At 74.8% G+C, this 25,008-nt stretch carries 22 protein-coding genes and 1 pseudogene; 12 read left to right on the forward strand and 11 right to left on the reverse strand.

Annotated features, from left to right (window positions below; genetic code table 11):
• Nucleotides 1-13 precede the first annotated feature (13 nt).
• The 4 genes from rimO to Ae717Ps2_RS06625 all read left to right on the forward strand — a co-directional run bounded on the left by rimO (nucleotide 14) and on the right by Ae717Ps2_RS06625 (nucleotide 3,669).
• Nucleotides 14-1,510, forward strand: a complete 1,497-nt coding sequence (rimO, locus tag Ae717Ps2_RS06610; protein ID WP_083695117.1) for a 30S ribosomal protein S12 methylthiotransferase RimO — start codon at nucleotides 14-16, stop codon at nucleotides 1,508-1,510.
• Entirely contained in the window at nucleotides 1,507-2,124 is a 618-nt protein-coding gene (pgsA, locus tag Ae717Ps2_RS06615; protein WP_020623216.1) for a CDP-diacylglycerol--glycerol-3-phosphate 3-phosphatidyltransferase, read from the forward strand. Before rimO ends, pgsA begins: the two co-directional genes overlap by 4 nt.
• A gap of 135 nt (nucleotides 2,125-2,259) precedes the next feature.
• A complete protein-coding gene (locus tag Ae717Ps2_RS06620) occupies nucleotides 2,260-2,631 on the forward strand; it encodes a helix-turn-helix domain-containing protein (protein WP_020623215.1) in 372 nt (123 codons plus the stop codon).
• A gap of 189 nt (nucleotides 2,632-2,820) precedes the next feature.
• Entirely contained in the window at nucleotides 2,821-3,669 is an 849-nt protein-coding gene (locus tag Ae717Ps2_RS06625) for a PspA/IM30 family protein (RefSeq protein WP_075311258.1), read from the forward strand.
• A gap of 135 nt (nucleotides 3,670-3,804) precedes the next feature.
• Here Ae717Ps2_RS06625 and Ae717Ps2_RS06630 read toward each other — a convergent pair whose 3' ends face one another.
• From Ae717Ps2_RS06630 to Ae717Ps2_RS06645, 4 genes are all read right to left on the reverse strand, one after another.
• Nucleotides 3,805-4,680 (reverse strand): DNA-formamidopyrimidine glycosylase family protein, encoded by an 876-nt coding sequence (locus tag Ae717Ps2_RS06630; RefSeq protein ID WP_075311260.1) that lies wholly within the window; start codon nucleotides 4,678-4,680, stop codon nucleotides 3,805-3,807.
• A gap of 99 nt (nucleotides 4,681-4,779) precedes the next feature.
• Nucleotides 4,780-6,243 carry a glycosyltransferase family 39 protein gene (locus Ae717Ps2_RS06635; protein ID WP_075311262.1) on the reverse strand — a complete coding sequence of 488 codons (1,464 nt, stop codon included), beginning with the start codon at nucleotides 6,241-6,243 and terminating at the stop codon, nucleotides 4,780-4,782.
• 134 nt (nucleotides 6,244-6,377) lie between these two features.
• Nucleotides 6,378-6,779, reverse strand: coding sequence for a MauE/DoxX family redox-associated membrane protein (locus tag Ae717Ps2_RS06640; protein ID WP_075311264.1), 402 nt, complete (start codon nucleotides 6,777-6,779; stop codon nucleotides 6,378-6,380).
• Nucleotides 6,780-6,808: 29 nt separating this feature from the next.
• Nucleotides 6,809-7,507: a DUF2848 domain-containing protein gene (locus Ae717Ps2_RS06645; protein WP_020622815.1), complete on the reverse strand. Its 699-nt coding sequence runs from the start codon at nucleotides 7,505-7,507 to the stop codon at nucleotides 6,809-6,811.
• A 120-nt stretch (nucleotides 7,508-7,627) separates the two neighbouring features.
• On the opposite strand from Ae717Ps2_RS06645, the pseudogene Ae717Ps2_RS06650 reads away from it, so the two are divergent.
• Nucleotides 7,628-8,952 (forward strand): annotated as a pseudogene (locus Ae717Ps2_RS06650) (MFS transporter).
• Here Ae717Ps2_RS06650 and Ae717Ps2_RS06655 read toward each other — a convergent pair.
• A complete protein-coding gene (locus tag Ae717Ps2_RS06655) occupies nucleotides 8,942-9,583 on the reverse strand; it encodes a GntR family transcriptional regulator (protein ID WP_020622813.1) in 642 nt (213 codons plus the stop codon). The pseudogene Ae717Ps2_RS06650 and the gene Ae717Ps2_RS06655 sit on opposite strands and share 11 nt — an antisense overlap.
• Nucleotides 9,584-9,619: 36 nt before the next feature.
• Between Ae717Ps2_RS06655 and Ae717Ps2_RS06660 the strand changes: the two genes are divergently transcribed.
• Nucleotides 9,620-10,411, forward strand: coding sequence for a carbon-nitrogen hydrolase family protein (locus tag Ae717Ps2_RS06660; protein ID WP_075311266.1), 792 nt, complete (start codon nucleotides 9,620-9,622; stop codon nucleotides 10,409-10,411).
• Between the two features lie 23 nt (nucleotides 10,412-10,434).
• Here Ae717Ps2_RS06660 and Ae717Ps2_RS06670 read toward each other — a convergent pair whose 3' ends face one another.
• On the reverse strand, nucleotides 10,435-15,552 hold the full coding sequence (locus Ae717Ps2_RS06670; RefSeq protein WP_369804867.1) for an ATP-dependent helicase: 5,118 nt from the start codon (nucleotides 15,550-15,552) through the stop codon (nucleotides 10,435-10,437).
• 74 nt (nucleotides 15,553-15,626) lie between these two features.
• A complete protein-coding gene (locus Ae717Ps2_RS06675; RefSeq protein WP_075311270.1) occupies nucleotides 15,627-16,148 on the reverse strand; it encodes a hypothetical protein in 522 nt (173 codons plus the stop codon).
• A gap of 169 nt (nucleotides 16,149-16,317) precedes the next feature.
• On the opposite strand from Ae717Ps2_RS06675, the gene Ae717Ps2_RS37230 reads away from it, so the two are divergent.
• Nucleotides 16,318-16,485 carry a hypothetical protein gene (locus Ae717Ps2_RS37230; RefSeq protein WP_158071465.1) on the forward strand — a complete coding sequence of 56 codons (168 nt, stop codon included), beginning with the start codon at nucleotides 16,318-16,320 and terminating at the stop codon, nucleotides 16,483-16,485.
• A 9-nt stretch (nucleotides 16,486-16,494) separates the two neighbouring features.
• Here Ae717Ps2_RS37230 and Ae717Ps2_RS38110 read toward each other — a convergent pair whose 3' ends face one another.
• A complete protein-coding gene (locus Ae717Ps2_RS38110; RefSeq protein ID WP_020624151.1) occupies nucleotides 16,495-16,656 on the reverse strand; it encodes a hypothetical protein in 162 nt (53 codons plus the stop codon).
• Nucleotides 16,657-16,733: 77 nt separating this feature from the next.
• Between Ae717Ps2_RS38110 and Ae717Ps2_RS06680 the strand changes: the two genes are divergently transcribed.
• The 3 genes from Ae717Ps2_RS06680 (at nucleotide 16,734) to Ae717Ps2_RS40245 (ending at nucleotide 19,499) form a co-directional block, all read left to right on the forward strand.
• Nucleotides 16,734-16,928, forward strand: a complete 195-nt coding sequence (locus tag Ae717Ps2_RS06680) for a DUF3046 domain-containing protein (protein ID WP_043278601.1) — start codon at nucleotides 16,734-16,736, stop codon at nucleotides 16,926-16,928.
• Nucleotides 16,929-17,187: 259 nt separating this feature from the next.
• Nucleotides 17,188-18,240 carry a recombinase RecA gene (gene recA, locus Ae717Ps2_RS06685; protein ID WP_020624149.1) on the forward strand — a complete coding sequence of 351 codons (1,053 nt, stop codon included), beginning with the start codon at nucleotides 17,188-17,190 and terminating at the stop codon, nucleotides 18,238-18,240.
• A gap of 2 nt (nucleotides 18,241-18,242) precedes the next feature.
• Nucleotides 18,243-19,499 carry a regulatory protein RecX gene (locus Ae717Ps2_RS40245; RefSeq protein ID WP_075311271.1) on the forward strand — a complete coding sequence of 419 codons (1,257 nt, stop codon included), beginning with the start codon at nucleotides 18,243-18,245 and terminating at the stop codon, nucleotides 19,497-19,499.
• A gap of 28 nt (nucleotides 19,500-19,527) precedes the next feature.
• Here Ae717Ps2_RS40245 and Ae717Ps2_RS06695 read toward each other — a convergent pair whose 3' ends face one another.
• A complete protein-coding gene (locus tag Ae717Ps2_RS06695) occupies nucleotides 19,528-20,679 on the reverse strand; it encodes a hypothetical protein (protein WP_075311272.1) in 1,152 nt (383 codons plus the stop codon).
• Between the two features lie 352 nt (nucleotides 20,680-21,031).
• Here Ae717Ps2_RS06695 and modA point away from each other — a divergent pair, with 352 nt between their 5' ends.
• On the forward strand, nucleotides 21,032-21,829 hold the full coding sequence (gene modA / locus Ae717Ps2_RS06700; RefSeq protein ID WP_075313024.1) for a molybdate ABC transporter substrate-binding protein: 798 nt from the start codon (nucleotides 21,032-21,034) through the stop codon (nucleotides 21,827-21,829).
• Between the two features lie 7 nt (nucleotides 21,830-21,836).
• Here the strand turns inward: modA and Ae717Ps2_RS06705 are convergent, their stop codons facing one another.
• Entirely contained in the window at nucleotides 21,837-22,775 is a 939-nt protein-coding gene (locus Ae717Ps2_RS06705) for an alpha/beta hydrolase family protein (protein WP_233147471.1), read from the reverse strand.
• Between the two features lie 400 nt (nucleotides 22,776-23,175).
• The gene (locus Ae717Ps2_RS06710) at nucleotides 23,176-23,748 is read right to left on the reverse strand and encodes a maleylpyruvate isomerase N-terminal domain-containing protein (RefSeq protein ID WP_043278606.1); all 573 of its coding nucleotides are present in this window, start codon (nucleotides 23,746-23,748) and stop codon (nucleotides 23,176-23,178) included.
• A gap of 54 nt (nucleotides 23,749-23,802) precedes the next feature.
• On the opposite strand from Ae717Ps2_RS06710, the gene Ae717Ps2_RS06715 reads away from it, so the two are divergent.
• Nucleotides 23,803-24,963, forward strand: coding sequence for a PIN domain-containing protein (locus Ae717Ps2_RS06715; RefSeq protein ID WP_020624143.1), 1,161 nt, complete (start codon nucleotides 23,803-23,805; stop codon nucleotides 24,961-24,963).
• Nucleotides 24,964-25,008: the final 45 nt, after the last annotated feature.

The raw sequence follows: 25,008 nt of genomic DNA on the forward strand, positions 1-25,008 counted from the left end.
TACCCTGGTATTCGTGGCTTCCCCCGAGACTGCGCCCCGGCGCGCCGCCCTGCTGACCCTGGGCTGCGCGCGCAACGAGGTCGACTCCGAGGAGCTCGCCGGTCGTCTGGCCGGGTCCGGCTGGGAACTGGTCGACGCCGAGGACGGCAGCCCCGACGTCATCGTCGTCAACACCTGCGGGTTCGTGGAGCAGGCGAAGAAGGACTCGATCGACACGGTGCTGGCCGCGGCGGACGTGGCACGGCCCGCCGGGGCGAAGGTCGTCGCGGTCGGGTGCCTGGCCGAGCGCTACGGCGCCGAGCTCGCCGCCGACCTCCCCGAGGCCGACGCGGTGCTCGGCTTCGACGCCTACCCCGAGCTCGCCGAGCGGCTCGGCGACGTCCTGGGCGGGCACGCCCCGGCCCCGCACGTCCCCACCGACCGTCGCAAGCTCCTCCCCATCTCGCCGGCGGAGCGCCCGGCCGCGACCGCGGACGTCTCGGTCCCCGGCCACGACTGGGTGCCCGACATCGCGCGCACCCGCCTGTCCGGCGGGCCGGTGGCCTCGCTCAAGCTGGCCTCGGGCTGCGACCGCCGCTGCGCGTTCTGCGCGATCCCGAGCTTCCGCGGCAGCTTCGTGTCCCGCCCGCCGGCCGACGTGCTCGGCGAGGCGGCCTGGCTCGCCCGGCAGGACGTGCGCGAGCTCGTGCTGGTCAGCGAGAACTCCACCAGCTACGGCAAGGACCTCCCCGGCGGCACCCGCGCGCTGGTCGACCTGCTCCCGCAGCTCGCCGCGATCGAGGGCGTCGAACGGATCCGGGTCGCCTACCTGCAGCCCGCCGAGCTCCGGCCCGACCTGCTGCGCGTCATCGCGACCACGCCGGGCGTCGCGCCGTACTTCGACCTGTCGTTCCAGCACGCGTCGGCGCGGGTGCTGCGCCGGATGCGCCGGTTCGGGTCGCGCACCGACTTCCTCGACCTCTGCGAGCGCATCCGCGCGCTGGCGCCGGAGGCCGGGATCCGCTCCAACGTCATCGTCGGGTTCCCCGGCGAGACCGAGGAGGACCTCGCCGAGCTGGAGGCGTTCCTGGCCGGCGCCCGGCTCGACGCCGTCGGGGTGTTCGGCTACTCCGACGAGGACGGCACCGAGGCCGAGGGCTACGACGGCCACGTCGATCCGGCCGAGGTCAGGGCCCGCGTCGCGCGGATCTCGGCGCTGGTCGACGAGCTGATGGAGCAGCGTGCCGAGGAGCGCATCGGCACCGAGGTCGTCGTGCTGGTCGAGTCCGCCGAGGGCGACGAGGACGACTGCACCGGTCGTGCCGCCCACCAGGGCCCCGACGCCGACGGCGAGTGCACCGTCGTCGCGGCGGCGCAGGACGGCCCCGAGCCGGACTCGCTGCGTCCCGGTGACCTCGTCCGCTGCCGCGTCGTGGACACCGAGGGCGTCGACCTGCTGGTGGAGGCCCTCGAGCTGATCGACCCGAACGCACCGGCCGCCGCCGTCCCGGCGGCCTCCGCGGCCGGATGAGCTCGCACCCGGCCGGGGGCGCCGCCGGAGTCGGCGACCCGCCCCTGCTGAACATCGCGAACGCGCTGACGGTCCTGCGGCTGCTGCTCGTCCCGGTGTTCGTGGTCGCGCTGTTCGTCGGCGGCGGCGAGGACGTGGTGTGGCGGCTGGTCGCGTTCGCGGTGTTCGTCGTCGCGGCGGCCACCGACCGGCTCGACGGCCAGCTGGCCCGCAGCCGGGGGCTCGTCACCTGGTTCGGCGCACTGGTCGACCCGATCGCCGACAAGGCCCTGATGGGCGCGGCCCTGATCGGGCTGTCGATCCTCGGTGTGCTGCCCTGGTGGGTGACGATCGTGATCGTCGTCCGCGAGCTGGGCATCACCGTGCTGCGCTTCGTCGTCATCCGCCGGCACGGCGTCATCCCGGCCAGCCGCGGCGGCAAGGCCAAGACCGTCGCCCAGACGGTCGCGATCGGGCTGTTCCTGCTGCCGCTGCCCGAGCTGCTGGGCCCCGGCACCACCGCCGCGACCGCCGTGCTCGTGCTCCAGTGGGCGGTGATGGCCGTCGCGCTGGTGCTCACCGTGGTGACCGGCGCCGACTACGTCCGCAAGGCCGTCCGGCCCCGGGCCGCCTGACCTGCGGGGACGATCCGGCGCCCGTGCGGCGTTGAGGTGTTCGCCGTGGGCGTACAGCGTCACGGCGCGGAGGAACCGGAGAAGTCGGTACGGTGAGACATCACCGGATGTCCGGGGAGCAGTCGAGGAGGGCACATGCTGCTGCGGGAAGCGATCGGCAGTGGGCTGCGTGAGGTGCGCACGGCGCGCCGGCGCACGCTGCGCGACATCTCGCGGGCCGCGCGGGTGAGCCTCGGGTACCTCTCCGAGGTCGAGCGCGGGCGCAAGGAGCCCTCCAGCGAGCTGCTCGCGGCGATCTGCGAGGCACTCGGGGTCTCCGTGCCGGACCTGCTGACCACCGTCGCCGCCGAGATGGCGACGGCGACCTCCGCCGCGGCCGCGAGCCGCCGTGACGACGTGCTCGTCCCGATCGGGCAGCGTCACGCCGAGCTGCGGCTGGCCGGCCGGCCGGGTTCCGTGGTCGCCGCACCGGCGTCCTCGGGCGGCCCGGTGGCCTCGGCCGCCTGATCGCACCGCCGACCCCGGCCGACCGCTCCTGCGCGGTAGGGTGCGGGCAGACCGGCAGCGATGCCAGGATGGACAGGGCCGGAGGCCCGGTTCCGACCACGGGGGGAACGCGGGGTCGGTCCGGGGTCCGCACGCCCGCCGTGGTGGCGGGCACGGTCGCGAGCGAACGCAGGCGGAGGACGCGCAGAGATGGCCAACGGATTCACCAAGTTCTTCAGCTATCTGTCGGCCCTGTTCTCGTCGAAGGTCGACGAGCACGCCGACCCGAAGGTGCAGATCCAGCAGGCCATCGAGGACGCCCAGCGCCAGCACCAGCAGCTGTCGCAGCAGGCCGCCGCGGTGATCGGCAACCAGCGTCAGCTGGAGATGAAGCTGAACCGGCAGCTGGGTGAGATCGAGAAGCTGCAGTCGTCGGCGCGGCAGGCACTCGTGCTGGCCGACCAGGCCCGCTCCCAGGGCGACGAGCAGAAGGCCCAGCAGTACGAGCAGTCGGCGCAGACCTTCGCGACCCAGCTGGTGACCGCGGAGCAGGGCGTCGAGGACCTCAAGACGCTGCACGACCAGTCGATCGGTGCCGCCGCCCAGGCCAAGCAGGCCGTCGAGCGGAACTCGATGATGCTGCAGCAGAAGATCGCCGAGCGCACCAAGCTGCTCAGCCAGCTCGAGCAGGCCAAGATGCAGGAGCAGGCCGCGAAGTCGCTGCAGCAGATGAGCGAGCTGTCCGCGCCGCGCAACGCGCCCTCGCTCGACGAGGTCCGCGACAAGATCGAGAAGCGGTACGCCACCGCGCTCGGGTCCGCGGAGCTGGCCCAGAACTCGGTGCAGGGCCGGATGCTGGAGGTCCAGCAGTCGACCACCGACATGGCCGGCATGTCGCGGCTGGAGCAGATCCGGGCGTCGATGTCCGGGGCGCCGATCGCCGGTGGCCAGCAGGCCCCGCAGGTCGGCCAGGGCGAGGCGACCCAGCAGCTGCCGTCCTCGCCGGCACCGGCCCAGCAGCAGAACACCCAGAACCAGCAGCAGCCCGGCACCGCCTGAGCCGCTCAGCCGTTCCACACCGTCCGCCGCGGTCCCGATCCCGGGGTCGCGGCGGACGTGTGTCCGGGCCCGCCCGGGCCGGTCGATGCGGCTCCGGGCCTGCTCCGGCCGTCGGTCGCGACGTGGCCGACGTGGTCAGGGCGTGCGGGCCGCGCCGGGCGGCGGCCGCCCGGGTGCGCCGCGGCGCGGGCCGGTGCCGCGGCGCACCGGGCGCGGCGACGGCCCGGCCTGGCAGCGCGGGCACCAGTAGGTGACCCGGGCCCGGTGGTCGTCGCCCTGGTCGGCGGTCCGGATGCGGGTGCCGCAGCGGCGGCACGGCCGCCCGGCCCGTTCGAACACCCAGTGCGCCTCGCCCGCGGCCAGCGAGCCGGTAGTGGTCTGCTCCGGGCGGTCCTTGTTCGACGACAGCAGCCGCCGCGACAGGTCGATGACCCCGGGCAGGTCGGGTACGTCGCGGACCGGCACCCACGGGGTGAGTCCGAGCAGGAAGCAGATGTCGTTGCGGTAGAGGTTGCCGAGGCCGGCCATGACCCGCTGTTCGAGCAGCACCAGCCCGAGCGGGTGGTCGGCGCGGGCGGTCATCCGGCGCAGCGCCTCGGCGTCGTGGGCGGGCCCCCAGGCCGGGTCGAGCAGGTCGGGTCCGAGATGCCCGACGAGGGTGTGCTCGTCGTCGGTCGGGAGCAGCTCCAGGTCGTGCAGGGCGAACCCGACGGCGACCCGGTCGGCGGTCGCCAGCACCGCGCGCGCCTCGTGGGCGACCCGGCGCCAGCGCATCCCGGGCCGGTACAGGTGCCAGGAGCCGTCCATCCGGAAGTGGCTGTGCAGGCTGCGGCCGTCGTCGAAACGGGTGAACAGGTGCTTGCCGACGGAGACGACGCCGGTGACGGTCAGCCCGGCCAGGTCGTGCTCGACCAGCCGCGGGTGGCGCAGCTCGCCGCGCAGCAGCTCGTGCCGGGCCAGCGCGGCGTGCAGCCGCTTGCCGGCCAGGTACACGGTGTCTCCCTCGGGCACGATCGCGACGCTACCCGGGCCGGCCGGACCCGGCCCGGGCTCGGCGGACGACCCGGCCGGGCCCGGGCGCCCGGCTGGGTCGACGGCTGGGTCGACGGCTCAGTCGAGCACGAGTGTCCGCAGCTGCGGCCACACCTGCGACCACGGATGCGTCATGCCCTCGCCCAGCCAGATGCGGTTGCCGTCGCCGAGGTCGGCGACCGGCCGCAGCGCCACCCCGGTGGGCGCGAGCAGGCCGGGGTCCTTCCCGAGGAAGATCACGACGTCCTGGTCGTCCGGGGGCGGGTCGAAGTAGCCGTAGCTGCGGTTGCCGCTGTACCCGGGGGGCAGGCCCAGCGCGGGGTCGGCGGTGTCGACGTAGGCGGCGAAGATGTAGGAGTCGCCCACCACGACCGCACGGTCGCGCCGGTCCGGGGGCAGCCCGTCGCGCACCCGGGCGACCTCGGTGACGATCCGCTCCGGCACGGCGGGGTCGGCCGCGGCGACGCTCGCGGACAGCATCGCCGTGGCGAGGGCGACCGACAGCACCCCCGCGGGCCACGCCATCCAGGACCACCGTCGTCGCCCGGCCTCGCGCCGCTGCTGGAACCACACCGCACCGAGCGCGGCGACGGCGCCGTGCAGCCCGCAGAGGTAGTAGGCGCGCCCGACGGTCACCGCGAACACGACCCACAGCAGCAGGAAGGTGACCGCCACGAAGCGGTAGGGCCGCAGCCGCGGCGCCGTGAACGCCGCGACCGCGCCGACCACCACGAGCACCGTGCCGAGCAGGCCCGCCAGCAGCAGCATCGCCACCGCGTTCGGGCCCGGCCCGCCGAACAGGATCGACTCCTGCGCGACGACCGCGGTCATCCGCAGCTGCGGCCAGCCGTGCACGGCCTGCCACACCAGCGTCGGCGACGCGATCAGCGCCCCGACCAGCGCGGCCCACCAGAACGCCGGCCGGCGCAGCATCGCCCGCGGCCCGGCCACGCCGATCGCGACCACCAGCACCGCGCCGAGCAGGATCACCTGGAACTTCGTGAGCGCGGCCAGGCCGAGCAGCGGCCCGACGGCGAGGAGCAGCCGGTCGTCGCGGACCCGGGTCCAGCGGACCAGCAGCCACAGCAGCAGCGCCCACTGCAGCGGTTCGAGCGAGTACGGCGTCACGAAGTGCCCGAACATCGTCACCCACAGCCCGGTGGCCTGGGCGAGCGCGGTGAGCACCTGGGCCCTGCGGTCCCCGCCCAGCTCGCGGGCGATCAGCGCCGCGACGACGACCGCGCCGGCCGTCGACAGGGACGGCACGATCCGCAGCACCCCGTTCACCCCCGGCGCGAGGGCGTCGGCGAGCCCGGCCAGTGCCGGCGCGACCGGCGGCTGGTCGGCCGATCCCCAGTCCAGGTGGTGACGCCCGATCGCGAGCATCAGCGCCTCGTCGAACCAGTGCCCGCGGCCCAGCGCCCCCATCACGAGGTGGACGGCGGCCACCACCGCGGCGACGATCCCCACGGGCAGCCGCGCGAGCGGAGGGACGGCCGCGGGTGCGGCGTCGGAGTCCCGGACCGTGGTCGACGACGTCATGTGTCCCCCCGAGCGACGACGTGGGCGCCGTCGGTCCCGGGCCCGGCGCCATCAGACCCCGGCGGGTCCCTCCGGCGCAGCGGGCATCGGGTGGTCGACGATCGACTTCGGTCTACCGGCGGCCCATCCTCGGGTCAGCCGCGCGGGGCGCTGCGGGCGATCCGGAGCGCCCACAGCACCAGCGGGACCTGCAGCGGCAGCCGCCCCCAGCCGATTGCCCGGTACAGCGGAGCCTTGCGGTTCCAGTGCAGCGCCATCGACACGTTCGCCGGGAACACCGCCGCGAACAGCGCGGCCGCGGCCCAGCCGCCCGCACGCCGGGTCCGCGGAAGCGCGACCGCCGCGGCGACGGCACCCTCGGCGAGCCCGGAGGCGTAGGTCCAGAACCGGGGCTCACCGGGCAGGCTGCGCGGCACGATCGAGTCGAACGGCTCGGGCCGCACCGCGTGCAGGACGGCGGCGGTGCCGAGCAGCCCCGCGAGCCCGACGGCGAGGCGCCGGTCGCGGGACGGGGTGGTGGGGGAGCGACGGATCATGACCGGGATGGTGCCACCCGGCCGGGCGGTCAGCCGATCGGCGCCGGGAGCCGGTCGACCTCGTAGGTCAGGCCGATCGTGTCGCCGGTGGCGGGGTCGTGCAGCTCCACCCGCCAGGCGTCGGCGAACTGGTCGACCCCCGCCTTCATCGCGACGGTCCCCGACAGCAGGACGGTGCCGGGCACCAGCCAGCCGCGCTCGCGCAGCACCTCGACCCAGTAGGCGGGCGGCAGCAGGGCTGCCAGCGTCGCGTCCTGCACGAGCGCCTCGGTGCCGTCGTGGTCGCCGCCGTGACGGACCCACGCGCGCAGGGTGATGTCGTCGAGCCGGTCGGCGACCTCCGAGAGCCGCCAGGCCTTGCGCCCCAGGACGTCGAGACCGGCGTTCTTGCTCCAGGCCACACCGTGCACCTCCAGCGCGCGGTCGGTGTGGTCGCACGCGACGGTCAGCAGCGGGTCGGTGACGTCGTCGCCGACGACCAGTGCCCACTCCGCCTCGCCGGAGGTCCGGTCGTGCTGGGCGGGGACCCGGTCGGTCTGCGACGCCAGGTACGGCGAGACCGGGTACAGCGCGGGCACCGTGTCCGGGGCGGGCACACCCAGCTCGGCCAGCTCGGCGACGTGCGCGGCGACCTCCTCCTGGGCGCGGCCGGCGTAGCCGGCGTTGAAGACCCGGTGGACCTCCACCGAGCGGGTGTCGCCGTCGGGCAGGGTCAGCTCGAGCGTCACGGGGGACCTCCGTCAGATGTGTACGTCGCGTTACCGATGCGCACGAGGGTTGCGCACACACTGTGTATACAGCAAGTATGAGCCTCGTCCACCCCACCGCCCCGACCCCGGGAGCCCGCGATGACCTCGCCCTCCGCCTCCTCGTCACCACCGGTCGACCGCCGTGACCTGCGCAAGGCCTTCGTCGCGAGCCTCACCGGCACCTCGCTCGAGTGGTACGACTTCGCCGTCTACTCCGCGGCGGCCGCGCTGGTGTTCCCGGTGCTGTTCTTCCCGGCCGCGGACCCGGTGACCGGTCTGCTGCTCGCGTTCTCCACCTACGCCGTCGGCTACGTCTCGCGCCCGCTCGGCGGTGTCGTGTTCGGCAGGCTCGGCGACGTCATCGGCCGCAAGCAGGTCCTGGTCATCACGCTCGTGCTGATCGGCGTCGCGACGTTCCTCATCGGGCTGCTGCCGACCTACGGCACGATCGGCGTCGCGGCACCGATCCTGCTGGTGCTGCTGCGCTTCGCCCAGGGCGTCGGCGTCGGCGGGAGTGGGGCGGCGCGGTCCTGCTCTCCAGCGAGTTCGGCGAGCCGCGCCGGCGCGGGTTCTGGGCCTCGGCCGCCCAGGTCGGGCCGCCCGCGGGGAACCTGCTGTCCAACGGCGTCCTGGCCCTGCTCACCCTGCTGCTGACCGACCAGCAGTTCCTGGACTGGGGCTGGCGGCTGGCGTTCCTGCTGTCGGCGGTGCTGGTGGCGTTCGGGCTGTGGATCCGGCTCAAGCTGGAGGACACCCCGGTCTTCCGCGCGATCGCCGAGTCCGGTGACCGGCCGTCGGCGCCGGTGCGCGAGGTGTTCACCGCCGAACGCCGCCCGCTGCTCGCCGGGATCCTCAGCCGGATCGGTCCGGACGTCAGCTACGCCCTGTTCACCGTCTTCGTGCTGACCTTCGCCACCACCCACCTCGGATTCTCCCGGTCGGAGGTGCTCGGCGCGATCCTGATCGGCTCGGCGCTGCAGCTGCCCGCGATCCCGCTGGCCGGGGCGCTCACCGACCGGTTCAACCGGCGCCTGGTCTACGGCGTCGCCGCGGTCGGGGGAGCGGTGTGGCCGTTCGTCTTCTTCCCGATGATCGCGGGCGGCTCGTTCGCGCTGCTCGTCGTCGGCATCGTGGTCGGGCTCGGCCTGCACTCGTTCATGTACGGGCCGCAGGCCGCGTTCGTCACCGAGCAGTTCTCACCGCGGCTGCGCTACACCGGCAGCTCGCTGGCCTACACCATCGCCGGCGTGGTCGGGGGCGCCGTCGCGCCGCTGGCGTTCACCGCGCTGTCCGGCGGGTCGGGGAACTGGGTGCCGGTCGCGGCCTACCTGGCCATCGCCTGCGCGCTGACCGTCGTCGGGCTGGTCATCGGTCGCGACCCGGACCACGACGAGGACGAGGCCTACCTCGCCCTCACGCCCTGAGCAGCACGCGCAGGGTGAGCTGCAGGTGCTCGTCGATCGCCTCCGCCGCCGCGTCCGGGTCGTCGCCGGCCAGCGCCGCGACGATCCGGTCGTGCTCGGCACAGACCGCCTGCCGCCGGTCCTCGGTCCGGAACAGCGCGGTCACGCCCACCCGGCGCTGGCGCACCCGCAGCCCGGCGTAGGTCCGCGAGAGCAGCGCGTTCCCGGTGGCGTCGACGAGCGCCTGGTGGAAGACCATGTCGAGCTCGATGAACTCGGCCGGGTCCCCGCCGGCACCGGCGAGCTCGCGCTGCCGGTCCAGGGCAGCGTTCATCGCCTCGAACGGCACACCGTCGGCGCCCATCGCCGCGCGCGCCGCGTGCTTCTCCAGGACCCCGCGCAGCTCCATCAGCTCGGAGATCTGCCGGCCGGTCAGCGGCGGCACGTAGGCGCCGCGACCGGGCAGCATCTCGACCAGGCCGTCGGCCACGAGCAGCAGCAACGCCTCACGGACCGGGGTTCGCGACACCCCGATCCGGCCGGCGAGCTCGTTCTCGTTGAGGAACGTGCCCTGCACCCGCGGGTCCACCAGGACGGTCTCGCGCAGGTAGTGCAACGCGCGGTCGCGACCGGACTCCCGTGACGTCGGCATACGACACGTATACACCGAACCACCCCAGGAGACGCCATGCGGATCGCCCTCGTCCAGATCGCCGCCACCACCGACCCGGCGGAGAACCTCACCCTGGTCGCCGACGGCGTCGCCGGTGCGGCCGCCCGGGGCGCGCGGCTGGTCGTGTTCCCCGAGGCCACCCAGTGCCGCTTCGGCGTGCCGCTCGGCCCGGTCGCCGAGCCCCTCGACGGCCCCTGGGCGTCCCGCGTCCGCGAGATCGCCGCCGGTGCGGGGGTCACCGTGGTCGCCGGGATGTTCACCCCCGCCGACGACGGCCGCGTCCGCAACACCCTGCTCGTCACCGGCCCGGGCGTCGAGGAGCACTACGACAAGATCCACCTGTTCGACGCGTTCGGGTTCGCCGAGTCCGACACGGTCGCCCCGGGGGACCGGCCGGTCACGGTCACCGTCGACGGGGTGACGGTCGGCCTCGCGACCTGCTACGACCTGCGGTTCGCGGGCCTGTTCCAGACCCTCGGCGACGCCGGTGCGCAGGTCGTCCTCGTGCCCGCGTCCTGGGGCGCGGGGCCGGGCAAGCGGGAGCAGTGGGAGCTGCTGGTGCGCGCCAGGGCCCTCGACACGACGGCCTTCGTGGCTGCCTGCGACCAGGCGGACCCGGAGGCGGCGGGGCGCCCGGTCCCCGGTGGCGCCCCGACCGGGATCGGGGCGAGCACGGTCGCCGGCCCGACCGGCTCGGTCGTCGCGGCGCTGGACGCCGCACCGGGGACCCTGGTGGTGGACCTGGACCTCGACGCGGTCACCGCGGCCCGCCGGGCGATCCCGGTCCTGGCCAACCGGCGGTACTGACCCGGGGTGCGCGGTGTCGCCGGTCAGGCCCGCAGCCGCAGCCCCTTCGGCGTCACCCGGAACCCGGCCTCGGTGAGCACCTCCGACAGCGCCGAGGCCAGCGAGTCCTGTCCGTCGGCGCGCTCGACGGCGAGCGATCCCAGCCAGCCCTCGTGCACCGCCCCGGCGAGCGACTCGGCCCCGGCGCGCAGCTCGTCACGGTCCTCGGTGAACGACAGCAGCGACTTCCCGCCGCGTTCGACGTAGAGCGCTGGCGCCCCGTCGACGAGGGTGACCAGGGCGCCTGCCTTGCGACCGGGGCGGTGCCGGGTCTCGCCGGTCGTGTCCGGCCACGGCAGGGCGGCGCCGTAGGGCTGGGCGGGGTCGGTGGCGGCGAGCACCACCCGGGACAGGTCGCGCCACGCCTCCCGCGGCGCCTGCGGGCGGCGGCCGGCGCCCCCGTCGAACTCGGCGTGGCGACCCGCGCCGCCGAGCCCGCCCAGGCCGCCGCGCAGGTCGTCGGGCACCCCTGCGTACGGGTCGTCGGTCCCGGGGGAGCCGGACGCGTCACCGACGAGGTCGCCAGGCAGCGGGTCCCCGTCCCCGGCGTCACCGGCGGACCCGGTGGGATCCGGATGGCCGTCGTGCGGGGCGTGGCCGCCGGGCTCCGAGAGGTCGTCGGGGTCGGGGACGGACGGGCCGGGACGGTCGGCGGGGTCGGCGATGACCGCCCCGGGACCGGCGCCGAGGCGGCGCGGGCCGGTCTGCGGGGAGGTGGAGGGGGCGTCGAAGGTGCCGGCGAGGGCCCGGACCCGGTCGATCGCACCCGGTACCGCGAACTGCGCCGCGCCCAGCCCCTCGACGATGTAGCCGCGTCGGCACCGGCCGGACTCCTCCATCGCCCGGAGCACCTTGTAGACCGCGGCGAACCCGCCCGTGACCCGCTCGGTGCCCAGCGCGCCCCGGGTCAGCACGCCGTGACGCTCCAGGAACGCCTCCGCCGCAGCGTGCGCACGGCGGGTCGGGTCGGGCTCGCGCGGCACCGCCACCGACCAGCGCCCGCCGACCGACGGCGGCCCGGTCCGGCTGGGCATCGACGGCCGCCCCGCACGCAGCTGTGCGTAGCGTCCGCGGGCCGGTCGCCGCGCCGTGCGATGCGCCCCGCCCTGCCGCCCGGAGGCGCCCCGTCGTGAGCCGCCCCCGGACAGCCGGGCCCGCAGCGGGCCGAGCGTGTCGTTGGTGAGCGCACCCGCCCAGACCAGGTCCCAGACGGCGGCGACGACGTCGTCGTCGGAGGGGGCCGGCTCGCCCTGCTCGGTCAGCAGGACCCCGGCCCGGGTCGCGAGCTCGCGGAAGAACAACGCACCGCCCCCGGAATCGGGCGCCGCCCCCGGGTCGGTCAGCGCGGCCGGGTCGGTCAGCCCGAGCGCGGCCAGCACCGCGGTGTGCAGCGGGGTGCCCGCGGTGTCGAGGTCCGGGGCGGGCAGCAGCAGGTCCGCCACGTCGGCCGGGGCCAGCGCGAGCCAGCCGTCCTGCCCGGACAGCGCGCCGCACCCGACCCAGGTCACCTCACCGGCGGCGGTCAGCTCGTCGAGCAGCGCGGGGGTGTAGCCCGGCAGCCGGGCGGGCAGCACCAGCGACTCGACCGCGCTCGCCGGCAGCGGCGCCCCGGCGAGCTGCTCGACCACACCGAGCACGTCCTCCGCGCCCGGTGCACGGCGCACCCGGCCGCGCCGCTCGGAGCCCGACCGCACCTGCACGCCCTGCCACTGCGGCAGGAACCGCCCCAGCGCCCGCTGCTCGACGGGCTCGACCTCGTGGCGCAGCTTCGCAAGCGACGCGCGCCGCAGCCGGCGCAGCACCTCGGCGTCGCAGTACTCCGGCTCACCGCCGGACCCGGCGGGCACCGAGGCCTGCGGCCGCAGCTCGCCCTTCATCAGCCGCCCGGTGCCGGTGAGCCGTTCCAGCACCCCGGCGACCACGGCCACTCCCAGTCCGAAGCGACGGGCGAGCTCGGCGGCGGTGAACGGTCCGTGCGTACGTGCCCAGCGCAGCACGAGGTCCCCGAGCGGGTCGGGCACCGGCTCGGTGAAGGCCTCCGGCACCCCGACCGGCAGCGCCGTGCCCAGCGCGTCCCGGATGCGCCCGGCGTCCTCGATCGCGATGAAGCGCTCCTCACCGGCGATCCGCACCCGCAGCGCCCGGCGGTCGCGCTCCAGCTGCTCCAGCCACGCCGGGTCGACGCCGCGGGCCCGCGCGTCGGCCTCGGACAGGTCACCGACGAAGCGGAGCAGGTCCGCGGCACCCTCCACGTCACGGGCGTGCCGCTCCGGGTCGGTGCGCTGCAGCTGCCCCTCGATCTCGGCCAGCATCTCCGGGTCGAGCAGCTCCCGGATCGCCTCGGAGCCGAGCAGCTCCGCCAGCAGTGTCGAGTCCAGCGACAGGGCGGCCGCGCGCCGCTCGGCCAGCGGCGCGTCGGCCTCGTAGAGGAACATCCCGACGTAGCCGAACAGCAGGCTGCGCGCGAACGGCGACGGCTGCGCGGACTCGACCTCGACGACCTTGACCCGGCGCGCGGCGACGTCGCCCATCAGCTCGCGGAGCCCGGGCAGGTCGTAGACGTCCTGCACGCACTCCCGCATCGCCTCCAGGGTGATCGGGAACTGCTCGAACTTGCCCGCCACGCCCAGCAGCTGTGCCGAGCGCTGGCGCTGCTGCCACAGCGGGCTGCGGCGGCGCGGGTCGCGGCGGGGCAGCAGCAGCGCCCGCGCGGCGCACTCCCGGAACCGGGAGGCGTAGAGCGCCGAGTTCCCCAGCTCCGCGACGACGATCTGCTCGATCTCGCCCGGTTCCAGCAGCACGTCCTCCGCGTTCGGGACGACCTCGGTGCCGTTGTCGTCGACCGCGTCCGGCAGGCGCAGCACGATCCCGTCGTCCGCGCCCGACGCGCTCACCTCGACCCCGCGTCGCTCCCGCATCCGGGCCGCGATCGCCAGTGCCCACGGCCCGTTGACCTGAGCACCGAACGGCGAGTGCACGACGAGACGCCAGTCGCCCAGCTCGTCGCGGAACCGCTCCACCAGGATCGTGCGGTCGCTCGGCACGTGCCGGGTCGCCTCACGCTGCTCGCGCAGATAGGACAGCAGGTTGTCGCAGGCCCACGCGTCGAGCCCGGCCGCGGTGGCGCGCTCGCGGGCCTCGGCGTCGGCCAGCCCGGACATCTCGCGCACGAACGCGCCGACCGCCCGGCCCAGCTCCAGCGGCCGCCCGATCGACTCGCCCTTCCAGAACGGCATCCGGGCGGGCACCCCCGGCGCCGGGGTGACGATCACGCGGTCGTGGGTGATGTCCTCGACCCGCCACGACGAGGTCCCCAGCAGGAACGTGTCCCCGACGCGGGACTCGTAGACCATCTCCTCGTCGAGCTCACCGACCCGCGACCCGGCGCCGTCCGCGCCGCCCGGGGTCATCACGGTGAACAGGCCGCGGTCGGGGATGGTGCCGCCGGAGGTGACGGCCAGGCGCTGCGCGCCCGGGCGCCCGCGCAGCTCGTCGGTGACCCGGTCCCAGGTGATGCGGGCGCGCAGCTCGCCGAACTCCTCGGACGGGTAGCGCCCGGCCAGCATGTCGAGCACCGAGTGCAGCGCGGAGTCCGGCAGTGCTGCGAACGGGGCCGCCCGACGGATCGTCGCGGCCAGGTCGGACAGCTGCCACGGCTCCATCGCGACCATCGCGACGATCTGCTGGGCCAGGACGTCGAGCGGGTTCCGGGGATAGCGGGTGGACTCGATCGACCCGGTCGTCATCCGTTCGGCGACGACGGCGCAGGACACGAGGTCCCCGCGGTACTTCGGGAACACGACACCCTCGGACACCGCGCCCACCTGGTGCCCGGCGCGCCCGACCCGCTGCAGCCCGGACGCGACCGACGGCGGTGCCTCGACCTGCACGACCAGGTCGACCGCGCCCATGTCGATGCCCAGCTCCAGGCTGGACGTCGCAACGACGCACGGCAGCACGCCGGACTTCAGCTCCTCCTCGACCAGGGTCCGCTGGTCGCGCGACATCGAGCCGTGGTGGGCCTTGGCGACCGTCGGTGCGACCCCGCCGCCCACCCCGGACTGCCCGACCGCCTCGGCAGGGAACGCGCCCGGCGCGGTGTCGAGGTCGGCGGCCTCCTCCAGTGCGGTCTCCTCCAGTGCGGCCGCCTCCTGCTCGGCGGCGAGCTCGTTGAGCCGGGAGGTCAGCCGCTCGGCGAGCCGGCGGGAGTTGGAGAACACGATCGTCGACCGGTGCTCGCGCACCAGGCCGAGCAGCCGCTCCTCGACGGCGGGCCAGATCGAGGGCCTGCGTGCGGTGCCCGCGGCGGACCCGACGACCTCCTCGTCGGTGCTGCCCGGCGCGGGCCGCTCGTCGAGCGCGGCCAGGTCGGGCACCGGGACCTGGACCTCGACCCGGATCGTCTTGGGGATCGTGGGCTGCACGACCTCGACCGGGCGCGTACCGGACAGGAACGTCGAGACCTCGTCGACCGGGCGCACGGTCGCCGAGAGCCCGATCCGCTGCGGGGTGGCCTCGGTGATCTCCTCGAGCCGTTCCAGCGACACCGCCAGGTGCGCCCCCCGCTTCGTGCCGGCGACGGCGTGCACCTCGTCGAGGATCACGGTCGTCACCCCGCGCAGCGACTCCCGCGCGGCCGAGGTGAGCAGGAGGAACAGCGACTCCGGAGTGGTCACCAGCACGTCCGGCGGGGTGCGCTGGAACTGGCGCCGCTCGTCGGCCGGGGTGTCGCCGGTGCGCATCCCGACGGTGATGTCCGGCACCGGCTCGTCGAGCCGCTGCGCGGCCTGGCGGATGCCGGTCAGCGGCGAGCGGAGGTTGCGCTGCACGTCGACGGCGAGGGCCTTGAGCGGGGAGACGTAGAGGACCCGGCAGCGGTGCTTGCGTTCGGCGGGCGGTGGCGTCGCCGCGAGCCGGTCGAGCGCCCAGAGGAACGCGGCCAGGGTCTTGCCGGACCCGGTCGGCGCGACGACGAGGGCGTTGCGCCCGGCCTGTGCCGCGGACCAGGCGCCCTCCTGGGCCGCGGTGGGCGCGGCGAAGGCCCCCTCGAACCACTGGCGGGTGGCGGGGGAGAAGCCCTCGAGTGCGGTCACGCCGACCATCATGCGGGTGGGGTCCGACAGTCACCCGCCGAGCACCCGCCGAGCTCCCGTCGGACCGGGCGTGACCTGCGAGGTCAGCGGGCGGCGTCGGCCCTGGTACGGGGCCAGACCTCCGCGGCGTCCTCGGCCGGGAACTCCGCGACGACCGCCGCGACCGTCCAGACCATCGACGCCAGGAAGTCCACGCCCAGGGCGTCGACGTAGTGCGAGGTCTCGCGGGCGTCGGCCGGGTCGACGAGCGGGGCGATGGTGTAGCGCGCCCGGGCCGCGTAGCGCGGGCCCAGGTTCTGCCCGATCCAGGCCAGTGCCCGCTCGGAGCGGTCGTCGTGGTCGACCAGCGCGGCGCGGGCGGCGTCGTACCAGTCGGCCAGCACCAGGAAGGCCAGCGACCAGCCGGGCGGCGTGGTGTCCGGCGGCACGTCCCGGTCGACCGCGGTCAGCCGGCGCACGGCGAACCGGGCCGGATCGGGCCCCGGCGCGGCGAGCGTCTCGCGGACCGCCCCGGCCAGCACGTCGGACACCATGCGGTAGGCGTTCCGCAGCTCCGCGTCGTCCGCGCCCGCCGACCTGCGTGCGTTCGGGGTCGTCCCCGCCATGTCCACCGTCCTCCGCTCGTGTGGCCGGGCCGGAGCGTAACGCCCTGGCGCACGGCGGCCGTCGCACGGCAGCATCCGTCCGTGACCGCCGCACCCGACGCCGTCTCCCCGCCCCAGAACCCCGCGCAGCCCCGGCTGCTGACGGTTCTCGCGATGGTGCAGGTGCTCGGTGGACGTGGCGATGAACCTGGCCGGTGCCGCCGCCGGAATCGTGGCCGGGGTGCTCGTGACGGTGTCGTCCTACGCGCTGCTCGGCGCGGTGGCGGTCGTGGTGACGGTGCCGTTCCTGCTGGTGGCGGTGCGTTCGGCCGGTGCGGGACGCCCGGCGGCCGGCTGAGCGAGACCCTCAGCGACGGCGCTGGTGGAGCCACCAGCGCACCAGCACGACCAGTGCGGACAGCAGCGCGAGCAGGGACACGATCTGCCACGCCAGTGGCGAGCCGATGCCGGTCGTCGCGAGGACCTCGTCGGCGACGTCGACCGGGACGGTGGCGAGCAGTTCGGACATATCACCCAGGCTACCTGCTCCGGGGCGTCATCGGGCGGACGCCGCACGGAACGGGTGACCCGTCTACCCTCGCGGACGTGCGACTGAGCCACTTCCGGGAACTGATGGAGGGCGAGTTCGGGCCGGTGCGGGCGGCGTCGCTGTCCCGCGACCACGTCTTCTCCGAGCTCGGCGGCCGGACCGTCGAGCAGGCGATCGAGGCCGGCGTCGACCTGCGCCGGATCTGGCGCGCGGTGTGCGCGGCCTACGAGGTCCCACCCGCACGGCGGTAGCGGCGTTCCGGGCGGTCGTGCTGACCGCTCGGCTCCCGTGGGCGCCCGGTCGGCGTGTCGCGGTGTCGGATCGAACGCGTGTTCGTCTACGGTTCCGGCAGGGCTTGCGGTACCGGTCCTGCGGCGTGGTGCCGGACGAGTTGTCCACAGGCGCCGATCCGGGCCCGAAACTGTCAGGGGTACCCCATACCGTTGTGGTGTGCCTCCCCGAAAGACACCAGCAGGACCCGACCGTCGACCACCAGCGAGGAGTCAAGAGATGTCCGCTCCGGACCGCGGCAAGGCGCTCGAACTCGCCCTCGCCCAGATCGAGAAGAACCACGGCAAGGGATCGGTGATGCGCCTGGGCGACCAGGCCCGCGTCCCGATCAGTGCCATCTCCACGGGCTCCATCGCGCTCGACGTCGCGCTCGGCGTCGGGGGCATCCCGCGCGGCCGGGTCGTCGAGATCTACGGCCCGGAGTCCAGCGGTAAGACCACGGTCGCGCTGCACTGCGTGGCGAGCGCGCAGGCCGCGGGCGGTGTCGCCGCGTTCATCGACGCCGAGCACGCGCTCGACCCGGAGTACGCCAAGGCGCTCGGTGTCGACACCGACGACCTGCTGGTCTCCCAGCCGGACACCGGTGAGCAGGCGCTGGAGATCGCGGACATGCTGATCCGCTCCGGCGCGCTCGACATCATCGTCATCGACTCGGTGGCCGCGCTCGTGCCGCGTGCCGAGATCGAGGGCGAGATGGGTGACAGCCACGTCGGTCTGCAGGCCCGGCTGATGAGCCAGGCGCTGCGGAAGATCACCGGTGCCCTCAGCAACTCCGGCACCACGGCGATCTTCATCAACCAGCTGCGCGAGAAGATCGGCGTGATGTTCGGGTCCCCGGAGACCACGACCGGTGGTAAGGCGCTGAAGTTCTACGCGTCGGTCCGCATGGACATCCGCCGCATCGAGACGCTGAAGGACGGAACCGACATGGTCGGCAGCCGGACCCGGGTCAAGGTCGTGAAGAACAAGGTGGCCCCGCCGTTCAAGCAGGCGGAGTTCGACGTGCTCTACGGCGTCGGCATCTCCAAGGAGGGTTCGCTGATCGACGTGGGCGTCGAGCAGGGGATCATCCGCAAGTCCGGCGCCTGGTACACCTACGAGGGCGACCAGATGGGGCAGGGCAAGGAGAACGCCCGCAAGTTCCTCAAGGAGAACCCGGACGTCGCCGCCGAGGTCGAGAAGCGCATCAAGGAGAAGCTGGGGATCGGCGCGGTCGTCGACGCCGAGGAGACCAGCCCGGTCGAGCCCCTCCCGGCCCCGGTCGACTTCTGAGCGTGACCGGCGACCACGACGGGTCCGGAGGCACGTCCGGACGGGACGGTGCGGAGCCGACCGGGCCCCGCACCGTCCCGCTCGACGACCTGTTCGGCGTGACCCCGTCGGGTGCCGACGCACCGGATCCGCCTGCGATCCGGACCGTCGATCCGACCGGCGACGAGCCGGGGGAGCCCGCTGCGGAGCCCTCGTCCGTCCCCGGGTGGGACACGAGTCCGCATCAGGTCTCCTTCGCGACGCTCAGCGGCACCGACGGGTCCCCCCCGACGATCACCGACCCGTCGGCGGCCCGGCCGACGGATCCGGCGGCCGACGCTGCGACGGACGGGGTGGCGGAGCCCGCCCCGGTCCGCAGGCTGACCTTCGACGACCCCGCCCCCGGCCCCGCTGCGGGCAGCGGCACGGACGGTGGTGGCGACGGATCCGGCGCGCCCCGCGTGGTCTCGTTCGAGGAGCTCTCGGGACGGGGCACACACCGCGGCGGAGCCCGCCGCGACCGTGCGACCCCCCGCCGGCGCCCGACCACCGCAGCGGCCGTGACCGGTGCGGGTACCGCGGCGGCCACGACCACTCCGCACGCCGCGGCCGACCTGTCCCGGAGCACCGGACCTGCTGGGCCGGGCACCGAAGCGACGGGCACCGAGAAGACGGGCGCCGCCTCCCGTGGCCGTCGTCGCGGCGAGGGTCGTGGCCGGGGGAGCCGCCGGAGCGAGGAGCGCACCCCGCGCGTCGAGACACCGCAGGAGCAGGAGAGCCGCGCCCGCGACATCTGCCTGCGCCTGCTCACCGACCGCGCCCGCACGGTCAAGGAACTCGGCGACGCGCTGCGCCGCAAGGAGATCCCCGACGAGGTCGCGCACCGCGTCCTCGAGCGGTTCGACGAGGTCGGCCTCGTCGACGACCAGGCCTTCGCCGAACAGTGGGTCCGGTCCCGGCACCGTCACCGCGGCCTCGGCAAGCGGGCGATCGCGATGGAGCTGCACCGCAAGGGCGTCGACCGCGAGATCGCCGACGAGGCACTCACCGGCATCGACGACGCCTCCGAACGTGACCGGGCCCGTGAGCTCGTCGTGCGGCGGTTGCGGAGCCTGCCCGTCGGGAGCCGCGAGGAGCGGCAGTCCAGTGCCCGCAAGCTGGTCGGCATGCTCGCGCGCAAGGGCTACGGCCCCGGGGTCGCCTACGGGGTGGTCAAGGAGGAGATCGCCGCCGCCGGTGCGGACGCCGACGAGCTGGGTGAGGCCCCGCCCGAGGACTGACCCGTCCCCGGCGGGACCCGCCGGCCGGTCACGACCGCAGGTACCAGGCGAACCAGTCGCGCATCGTCGGCGTGAGGTAGTGGGTCGGCGGCACCTGCTCGGCCGGGAACAGCGAGAACCCCTGCGGGGCGTGCCCGGGCCGGTCGTGGAAGTAGGTCCCGCTGACCCAGGCCGGGTTGATGTCCAGCTCCATGCCGCGGACCACCCCCGCGTCGGCGAGCAGCCTGCCCAGCGTGCACACCGACAGGGCCGGCCCGGCGACGTAGACCTCGGTGCCGTCGGCGGTCACGCCGAACCCGGAACGGTGGACGAACGCGTTCTGTCCGATCGTGCTGCCCCACTCCGCGGTGCCGCCCGTGGCGCACGTCGGGTTCACCGCGCCGTCGTCGACGAGCGGGAGCAGGTTCTGCCGCACGCTCGCGACGTCCGGTCCCATCCCGACCTCGGTACCCCAGGCCCCGACGTCGGCCCGGCCGTCGGTGTGCAGGACCAGGCTGGCCTTGCCGGGCAGCAGCGGCGCGACCGTACGGCCCTCGGCGTAGTAGCCGTTGTGACTGGGGTCGGACAGCTTGAACCCGCCGTTGAACGCCACCGCCACCCCGTCACCGGCCCGTCCGGCCAGCGACGTCGACGCACGCCAGTGCCCGGCCGGCTCGCCGACGCCCGGATGCAGGGTGCCCCGCACCAGCGCGGGATCCATCCGCAGCACCCCGGCGAGGTAGGAGGTGTGGGTGTCGTCGACCCGCAGGGTGGTCACCTGCACCGCGGGCCGCCCGTGGTCGGCGACCACGGTCTGCCACACGCCCTCCCCGGGCAGCGGAGCACCGGCCGCGACCGGGGCGAGCGGCGGTGTCGTCGCCGGGTCGGGCAGCGCACCCGGAGCCCGCGGGATCCCACCGGCCGGGGTACCGCCCTCGGACGGCGCGTCCGCGGCGTACTGGAGCTTTTCCAGACCGGTCACCAGCCAGTTCAGCCCGTGGTCGCGGGCCCACTCGGCGGTCGCCTCGATCGGACCGGTCCCGGGGGGCGCGGCCAGGGTCACCGCGCCGATCCCGGCCCCCGCGCCGCCGAGCAGCACCACGAGCACCGCCAGGGCCGCGCCCGCCCGGCGCCGACGCCGGCGTCGCCGCGAGGGCCCCGACGCCGGAGCGATCTCGACGGTGGTCTCGACCGCGCTCATCGCCGCACCGCCGGATCCGGGGTGGCCCCGTCCCGCCCGCCGGTGGCCCCCGCCGTCGTACCCGGGGCCACGGCCCCCGGCGGGACCAGCGTCTCCAGCACCATGCGCCGTCGTCCTCCTGCGTCGTGGCGGCATGATCCGCCGCCGCGGTGGAGCCTTCCGGTCGTTGCGCAGAGCAACCCCAGAGAACGCTGAGCGATCACTGAGAGTCGGCGACCGGGCCACGGCGCGGAGAACCGGCCCTGCGTGCCGATCGGTGGTGTGCAGTGGGCGATTGCGTGCATAAGATGCCCGCCGAGCCGCAGTTCGTGATCCATGAACGGCGCGAGGTGTCGATCCCGGGAGGGTGTTCGTGAGGATCCGAGGACGAGTGGCCGGGGCCGCGCTGGCGGTGACGGCGCTGTTCGCAGTGGCGGGCTGCGGCGGGGGAGACGGTGACGGCGGGACCGCCGCCCAGCCGAGCGGGCAGGCGCAGGGCGGCACGCTGACGGTGTTCGCCGCGGCGTCGCTGACCGGCACCTTCGGTGACCTGGAGAAGAAGTTCGAGGCCGCCAACCCCGGCACCGACGTGGTGTTCAACTTCGCCGGGTCCTCGGCCCTGGCCCAGCAGATCAACCAGGGCGCCCCGGCCGACGTGTTCGCCTCGGCCGACCAGAACAACATGACCAAGGTGACCGACGCGGGCAACGCCCAGGGGCAGCCCGAGGTCTTCGCCACCAACACCCTGCAGATCGCGGTCGCGCCGCAGAACCCGAAGCGGATCGCGTCGCTGCAGGACCTGACGAAGCCGGACCTGCGGACGGTGGTCTGCGCCCCGCAGGTGCCGTGCGGCTCGGCGACGGAGAAGGTCGAGCAGGCCGCCGGCGTGGACATCAGGCCGGTCTCCGAGGAGCAGGACGTCAAGTCGGTGCTGCAGAAGGTCACCACCGGCAACGCCGACGCCGGGCTCGTCTACCGGACCGACGTCACCGCGTCCGGCGGGCAGGCGCAGGGGGTCGACATCCCGCAGGCGTCGCAGGCGGTCAACGAGTACCCGATCGTCGTCCTGAAGAACACGAGGAACGCCGAGCTGGCGCAGAAGTGGGTGCAGTTCGTGAACGGCGACGAGGGCCGTCAGGTCCTCGGGGCGGCCGGCTTCGGCGCCCCGTGACCCCGGGTCAGGGCGCGGGGACCGACACCCGTCCCACGAGCCAGGGGTAGGAGTCCGCCAGCGCCTGGGAGAACAGGTCGAAGTCGTGCCCACCCCCGGGCACGATCACCAGCCGGTTCTCCACACCGGCCCGGGTCGCCACCGCCGACAGGGTGCGTGCGGCGGCGGCCGGGTCGGTGTCGGCGTCGCCCGCCTCGAACCAGCCGGCGATCCCGGGGGCGCGGTTCGCGGCCAGCAGCGTCGCCGGGTCGTGCGCGGCGAACGCGGCCTGCGACCCGCCGAACAGCTCGGCGACGGTGTCCGGGACCCCGCCGTTGGAATCCCCGACCCGAGGGCCGAGCAGCCCGGCGTAGTCGCCGAACGTGGCGAAGACCGTGGGGTGGCGCAGTGCCAGCATCACCGCGCAGCTGCCGCCCTCGGACAGTCCCGCGACCGCCCACGCCGGTCCCGGTGGCCGGGTCCCGAACAGCCTGCTCACCACCCGCGGCACGTCGCGGGTCAGGTAGGTCTCGACCTTCGCGGTCGGGGAGTCGACGCACTCGGAGTCCGCGGTGTAGGTGCCGTTGACGTCGGGCATCACCAGGATCGGCGCGACCCCGTGGTGCTGGGCGGCCCAGGCATCGGCGACGTCGGCGGCGCCCCCGGAGTCCACCCAGTCCACCGGACGTCCGGGGGTCCCGTGCAGCAGCACGATCACCGGCAGCTGCGGCCGGGGTCGCTGGTACCAGGCGGGCGGCACCCACACGACCGCGGGCCGGGCCGCGAAGTGCGACGCCGTCCCCGGGATGGGGACCTCCACGACCTGACCGGTCGCCGGGACCTTCCGGCTCAGCAGCAGCTGCGCGACCCCGATCCCCTCGGCCGGTCCGGTCCCGGCCACGTCACCGACGGTCCGGAGGTAGTCCAGCGCGGCGTTCACCCCGACCAGGGTGTTCGCCAGCAGCACCACCGCGACGACGCCCGTCGCGCCCAGCCGGGCGAGGATCCGCAGCGACCGGTGCCGGGACCGCCCGGCCCGCCGCCCCCCCCAGGACGACCAGCACGAGGACCACCACTCCGGCGCGGACGAACCCCGTCACGAACGGCCACGTGGTGATCGGGACCGCGTCGATCCCGGTGGTGCCGGCGTCCATGGACGGTTCTCCTCGTGTCGTGCCCGCGAGATCATCCCGTGCCGCCGTGAGGCCCGGGTGAGAACCCGGTGAGGATCCGCTGAGTTCACCGTCCCGACGGGTGATGCCGGTCCGGTCGCCGCGGACGTGGCGTCGACGATCACAGGGCAGCCGGTGAGAGGCCGGCCGGTGGGCAGAGCAGCCGGTGAGGGGCCGGGCGGGAACCGACCGCCCTCAGCGCGGCGCGCCGTGCCAGCGCCACCGGACGGGGGCGGGCACACCGCGCCACGACGCCCGGCCGGTGTGGTGGAGCAGCGCCCCGGCCGGGTCGTCGCCCGCGTCGACGCCGGGCCACAGCCGGGCGAGCACGTCCCGGCACGGCTCCGGGGGCAGCGTCCACCCCGGGGCGGTCGTGCGGGTGATGTCGTGGGTGTGCACCAGGACCTCGACGACGCCCATCGCCGCGAACCCGGCCGCGTCCGCGTCGCCGAACGGGTGCCAGCCGCGCACCCCCGGCGGCGCGGTCCGGACGGCCGCGGCGAGCATCGCCCCGCCCGTCGCGACGACCTGCAGCAGCCCGGCGGTGCCGACGCCCTCGGGCACCACGATCTCGAACGGCGGGTAGCGGTCGGAGGGGGCGAGCGCCACCTGGGCCGCGTAGCCGAACAGGTCGTCCGCGACGTGCACCGCGGTGTCCCGGCACGACCACTCCAGCGGTCCGGCCGGGGCGGACCAGCCGTCGTCGGGCACCGGCTCCAGGGCCCGGACCAGGACCGCCACCGCGTCCTCGACGTCCTCCGCGCGCATCGGTGCAGCGTGCCCTGCGGGCGGCCGCCCGGGCCAGCGCATTAGGATTCCGCGGTGGCCCACGAGGACGAACGCATCGCACTGCTGCTCGACTACGAGAACCTCGCGATCGGCGCCCGCGACGGGCTCGGGGTCGTGCCGTTCGACTTCGGCCCGGTGGCCGACGCGCTCGCCGAGCGCGGGCGGGTCGTCGTCCGCCGCGCCTACGCCGACTGGTCCTCCTTCGACGAGGACCGCCGCCTGATGGCCCGCGCCCAGGTCGAGCTCATCGAGATCCCGCAGCGGATCGGCGGCTCCCGCAAGAACGCGGCGGACATCAAGCTCGCCGTCGACGCGATAGAGCTCGCCTACGAGCGGGGGTTCATCACCACCTTCGCCATCGGCACCGGCGACTCCGACTTCACCCCGCTCATGCACAAGCTGCGTGAGCTGGACAAGCGCGTCATCGGGATCGGCGTGCAGTCCTCGACCTCGGCGCTGCTGCCGCCCGCCTGCGACGAGTTCCTGTTCTACGACCGGCTCCCCGGTGTCGAGCCGACCCAGGCGCCCGCGCCGCCGCGTCGTCGCCGGGGGAGCCCCCGCCCCGCACCGGCTCCGGCCGCGGGACCGGTCCCGACGCCCGCCCCGGTCGCGACCCCGGAGCCGGAACCGGTCCCGGTCGTCCCGCCGGACCCGTTCGACGTCACCTTCTCCGACGGCAGCGACGACACCGCCACCACCGGGGCCGAGGAGCGCGACCTCGCGGGCCTCGTCGTCAGCACCCTCGGCGGGCTGACCCGCCAGGCCGACGGTCCGGTCCTGGCGTCCCGGCTCAAGCGCGCGATCCTGCGCAAGGACCCGACCTTCGACGAGTCCGACCACGGGTTCCGCGGCTTCGGCGAGCTGCTGCGCCACCTGCAGGACCGCGGCGCGGTCACGCTGACCACCGGTGCGGCGCAGGGCGACCCCGAGGTGGCGCTGCCCGACGACCCGGACGCCGACCACGACGCGTTCGCGCTGCTCGTCGACGTGGTGCGGGAGATCGCCGCGGCCGGGGACCCGCCGCAGCTGTCCGGGCTGAAGAACCAGCTCCGGAAGCGGGTGCCGGACTTCTCCGAGAAGCGCTACGGCTTCGGCAGCTTCCTGTCCTTCGCGAAGGCGGCCCGCGCCCGGGATCTCATCGAGATGGAGTGGAGCGACGACACCGGCGACTACGTGCTGCGCCCGACGTCCTGACCACACACGACGGTGCCCCCGCCGACGAGGTCGGCGGGGGCACCG

Source organism: Pseudonocardia sp. Ae717_Ps2, assembly GCF_001932475.1.
In the GTDB taxonomy this organism is placed as follows: Bacteria; Actinomycetota; Actinomycetes; order Mycobacteriales; family Pseudonocardiaceae; genus Pseudonocardia.

Excerpts from the sequence above, each read along its gene's own strand:
- pgsA (WP_020623216.1), top strand. The coding sequence starts at position 1,507 with ATGAGCTCGCACCCGGCCGGGGGCGCCGCCGGAGTCGGCGACCCGCCC.
- Ae717Ps2_RS06620 (WP_020623215.1), top strand. The coding sequence starts at position 2,260 with ATGCTGCTGCGGGAAGCGATCGGCAGTGGGCTGCGTGAGGTGCGCACG.
- Ae717Ps2_RS06625 (WP_075311258.1), top strand. The coding sequence starts at position 2,821 with ATGGCCAACGGATTCACCAAGTTCTTCAGCTATCTGTCGGCCCTGTTC.
- Ae717Ps2_RS06635 (WP_075311262.1), bottom strand. The coding sequence starts at position 6,243 with ATGACGTCGTCGACCACGGTCCGGGACTCCGACGCCGCACCCGCGGCC.
- Ae717Ps2_RS06640 (WP_075311264.1), bottom strand. The coding sequence starts at position 6,779 with ATGATCCGTCGCTCCCCCACCACCCCGTCCCGCGACCGGCGCCTCGCC.
- Ae717Ps2_RS06655 (WP_020622813.1), bottom strand. The coding sequence starts at position 9,583 with ATGCCGACGTCACGGGAGTCCGGTCGCGACCGCGCGTTGCACTACCTG.
- Ae717Ps2_RS06660 (WP_075311266.1), top strand. The coding sequence starts at position 9,620 with ATGCGGATCGCCCTCGTCCAGATCGCCGCCACCACCGACCCGGCGGAG.
- Ae717Ps2_RS06670 (WP_369804867.1), bottom strand. The coding sequence starts at position 15,552 with ATGGTCGGCGTGACCGCACTCGAGGGCTTCTCCCCCGCCACCCGCCAG.
- Ae717Ps2_RS06675 (WP_075311270.1), bottom strand. The coding sequence starts at position 16,148 with ATGGCGGGGACGACCCCGAACGCACGCAGGTCGGCGGGCGCGGACGAC.
- Ae717Ps2_RS38110 (WP_020624151.1), bottom strand. The coding sequence starts at position 16,656 with ATGTCCGAACTGCTCGCCACCGTCCCGGTCGACGTCGCCGACGAGGTC.
- recA (WP_020624149.1), top strand. The coding sequence starts at position 17,188 with ATGTCCGCTCCGGACCGCGGCAAGGCGCTCGAACTCGCCCTCGCCCAG.
- Ae717Ps2_RS06695 (WP_075311272.1), bottom strand. The coding sequence starts at position 20,679 with ATGAGCGCGGTCGAGACCACCGTCGAGATCGCTCCGGCGTCGGGGCCC.
- Ae717Ps2_RS06710 (WP_043278606.1), bottom strand. The coding sequence starts at position 23,748 with ATGCGCGCGGAGGACGTCGAGGACGCGGTGGCGGTCCTGGTCCGGGCC.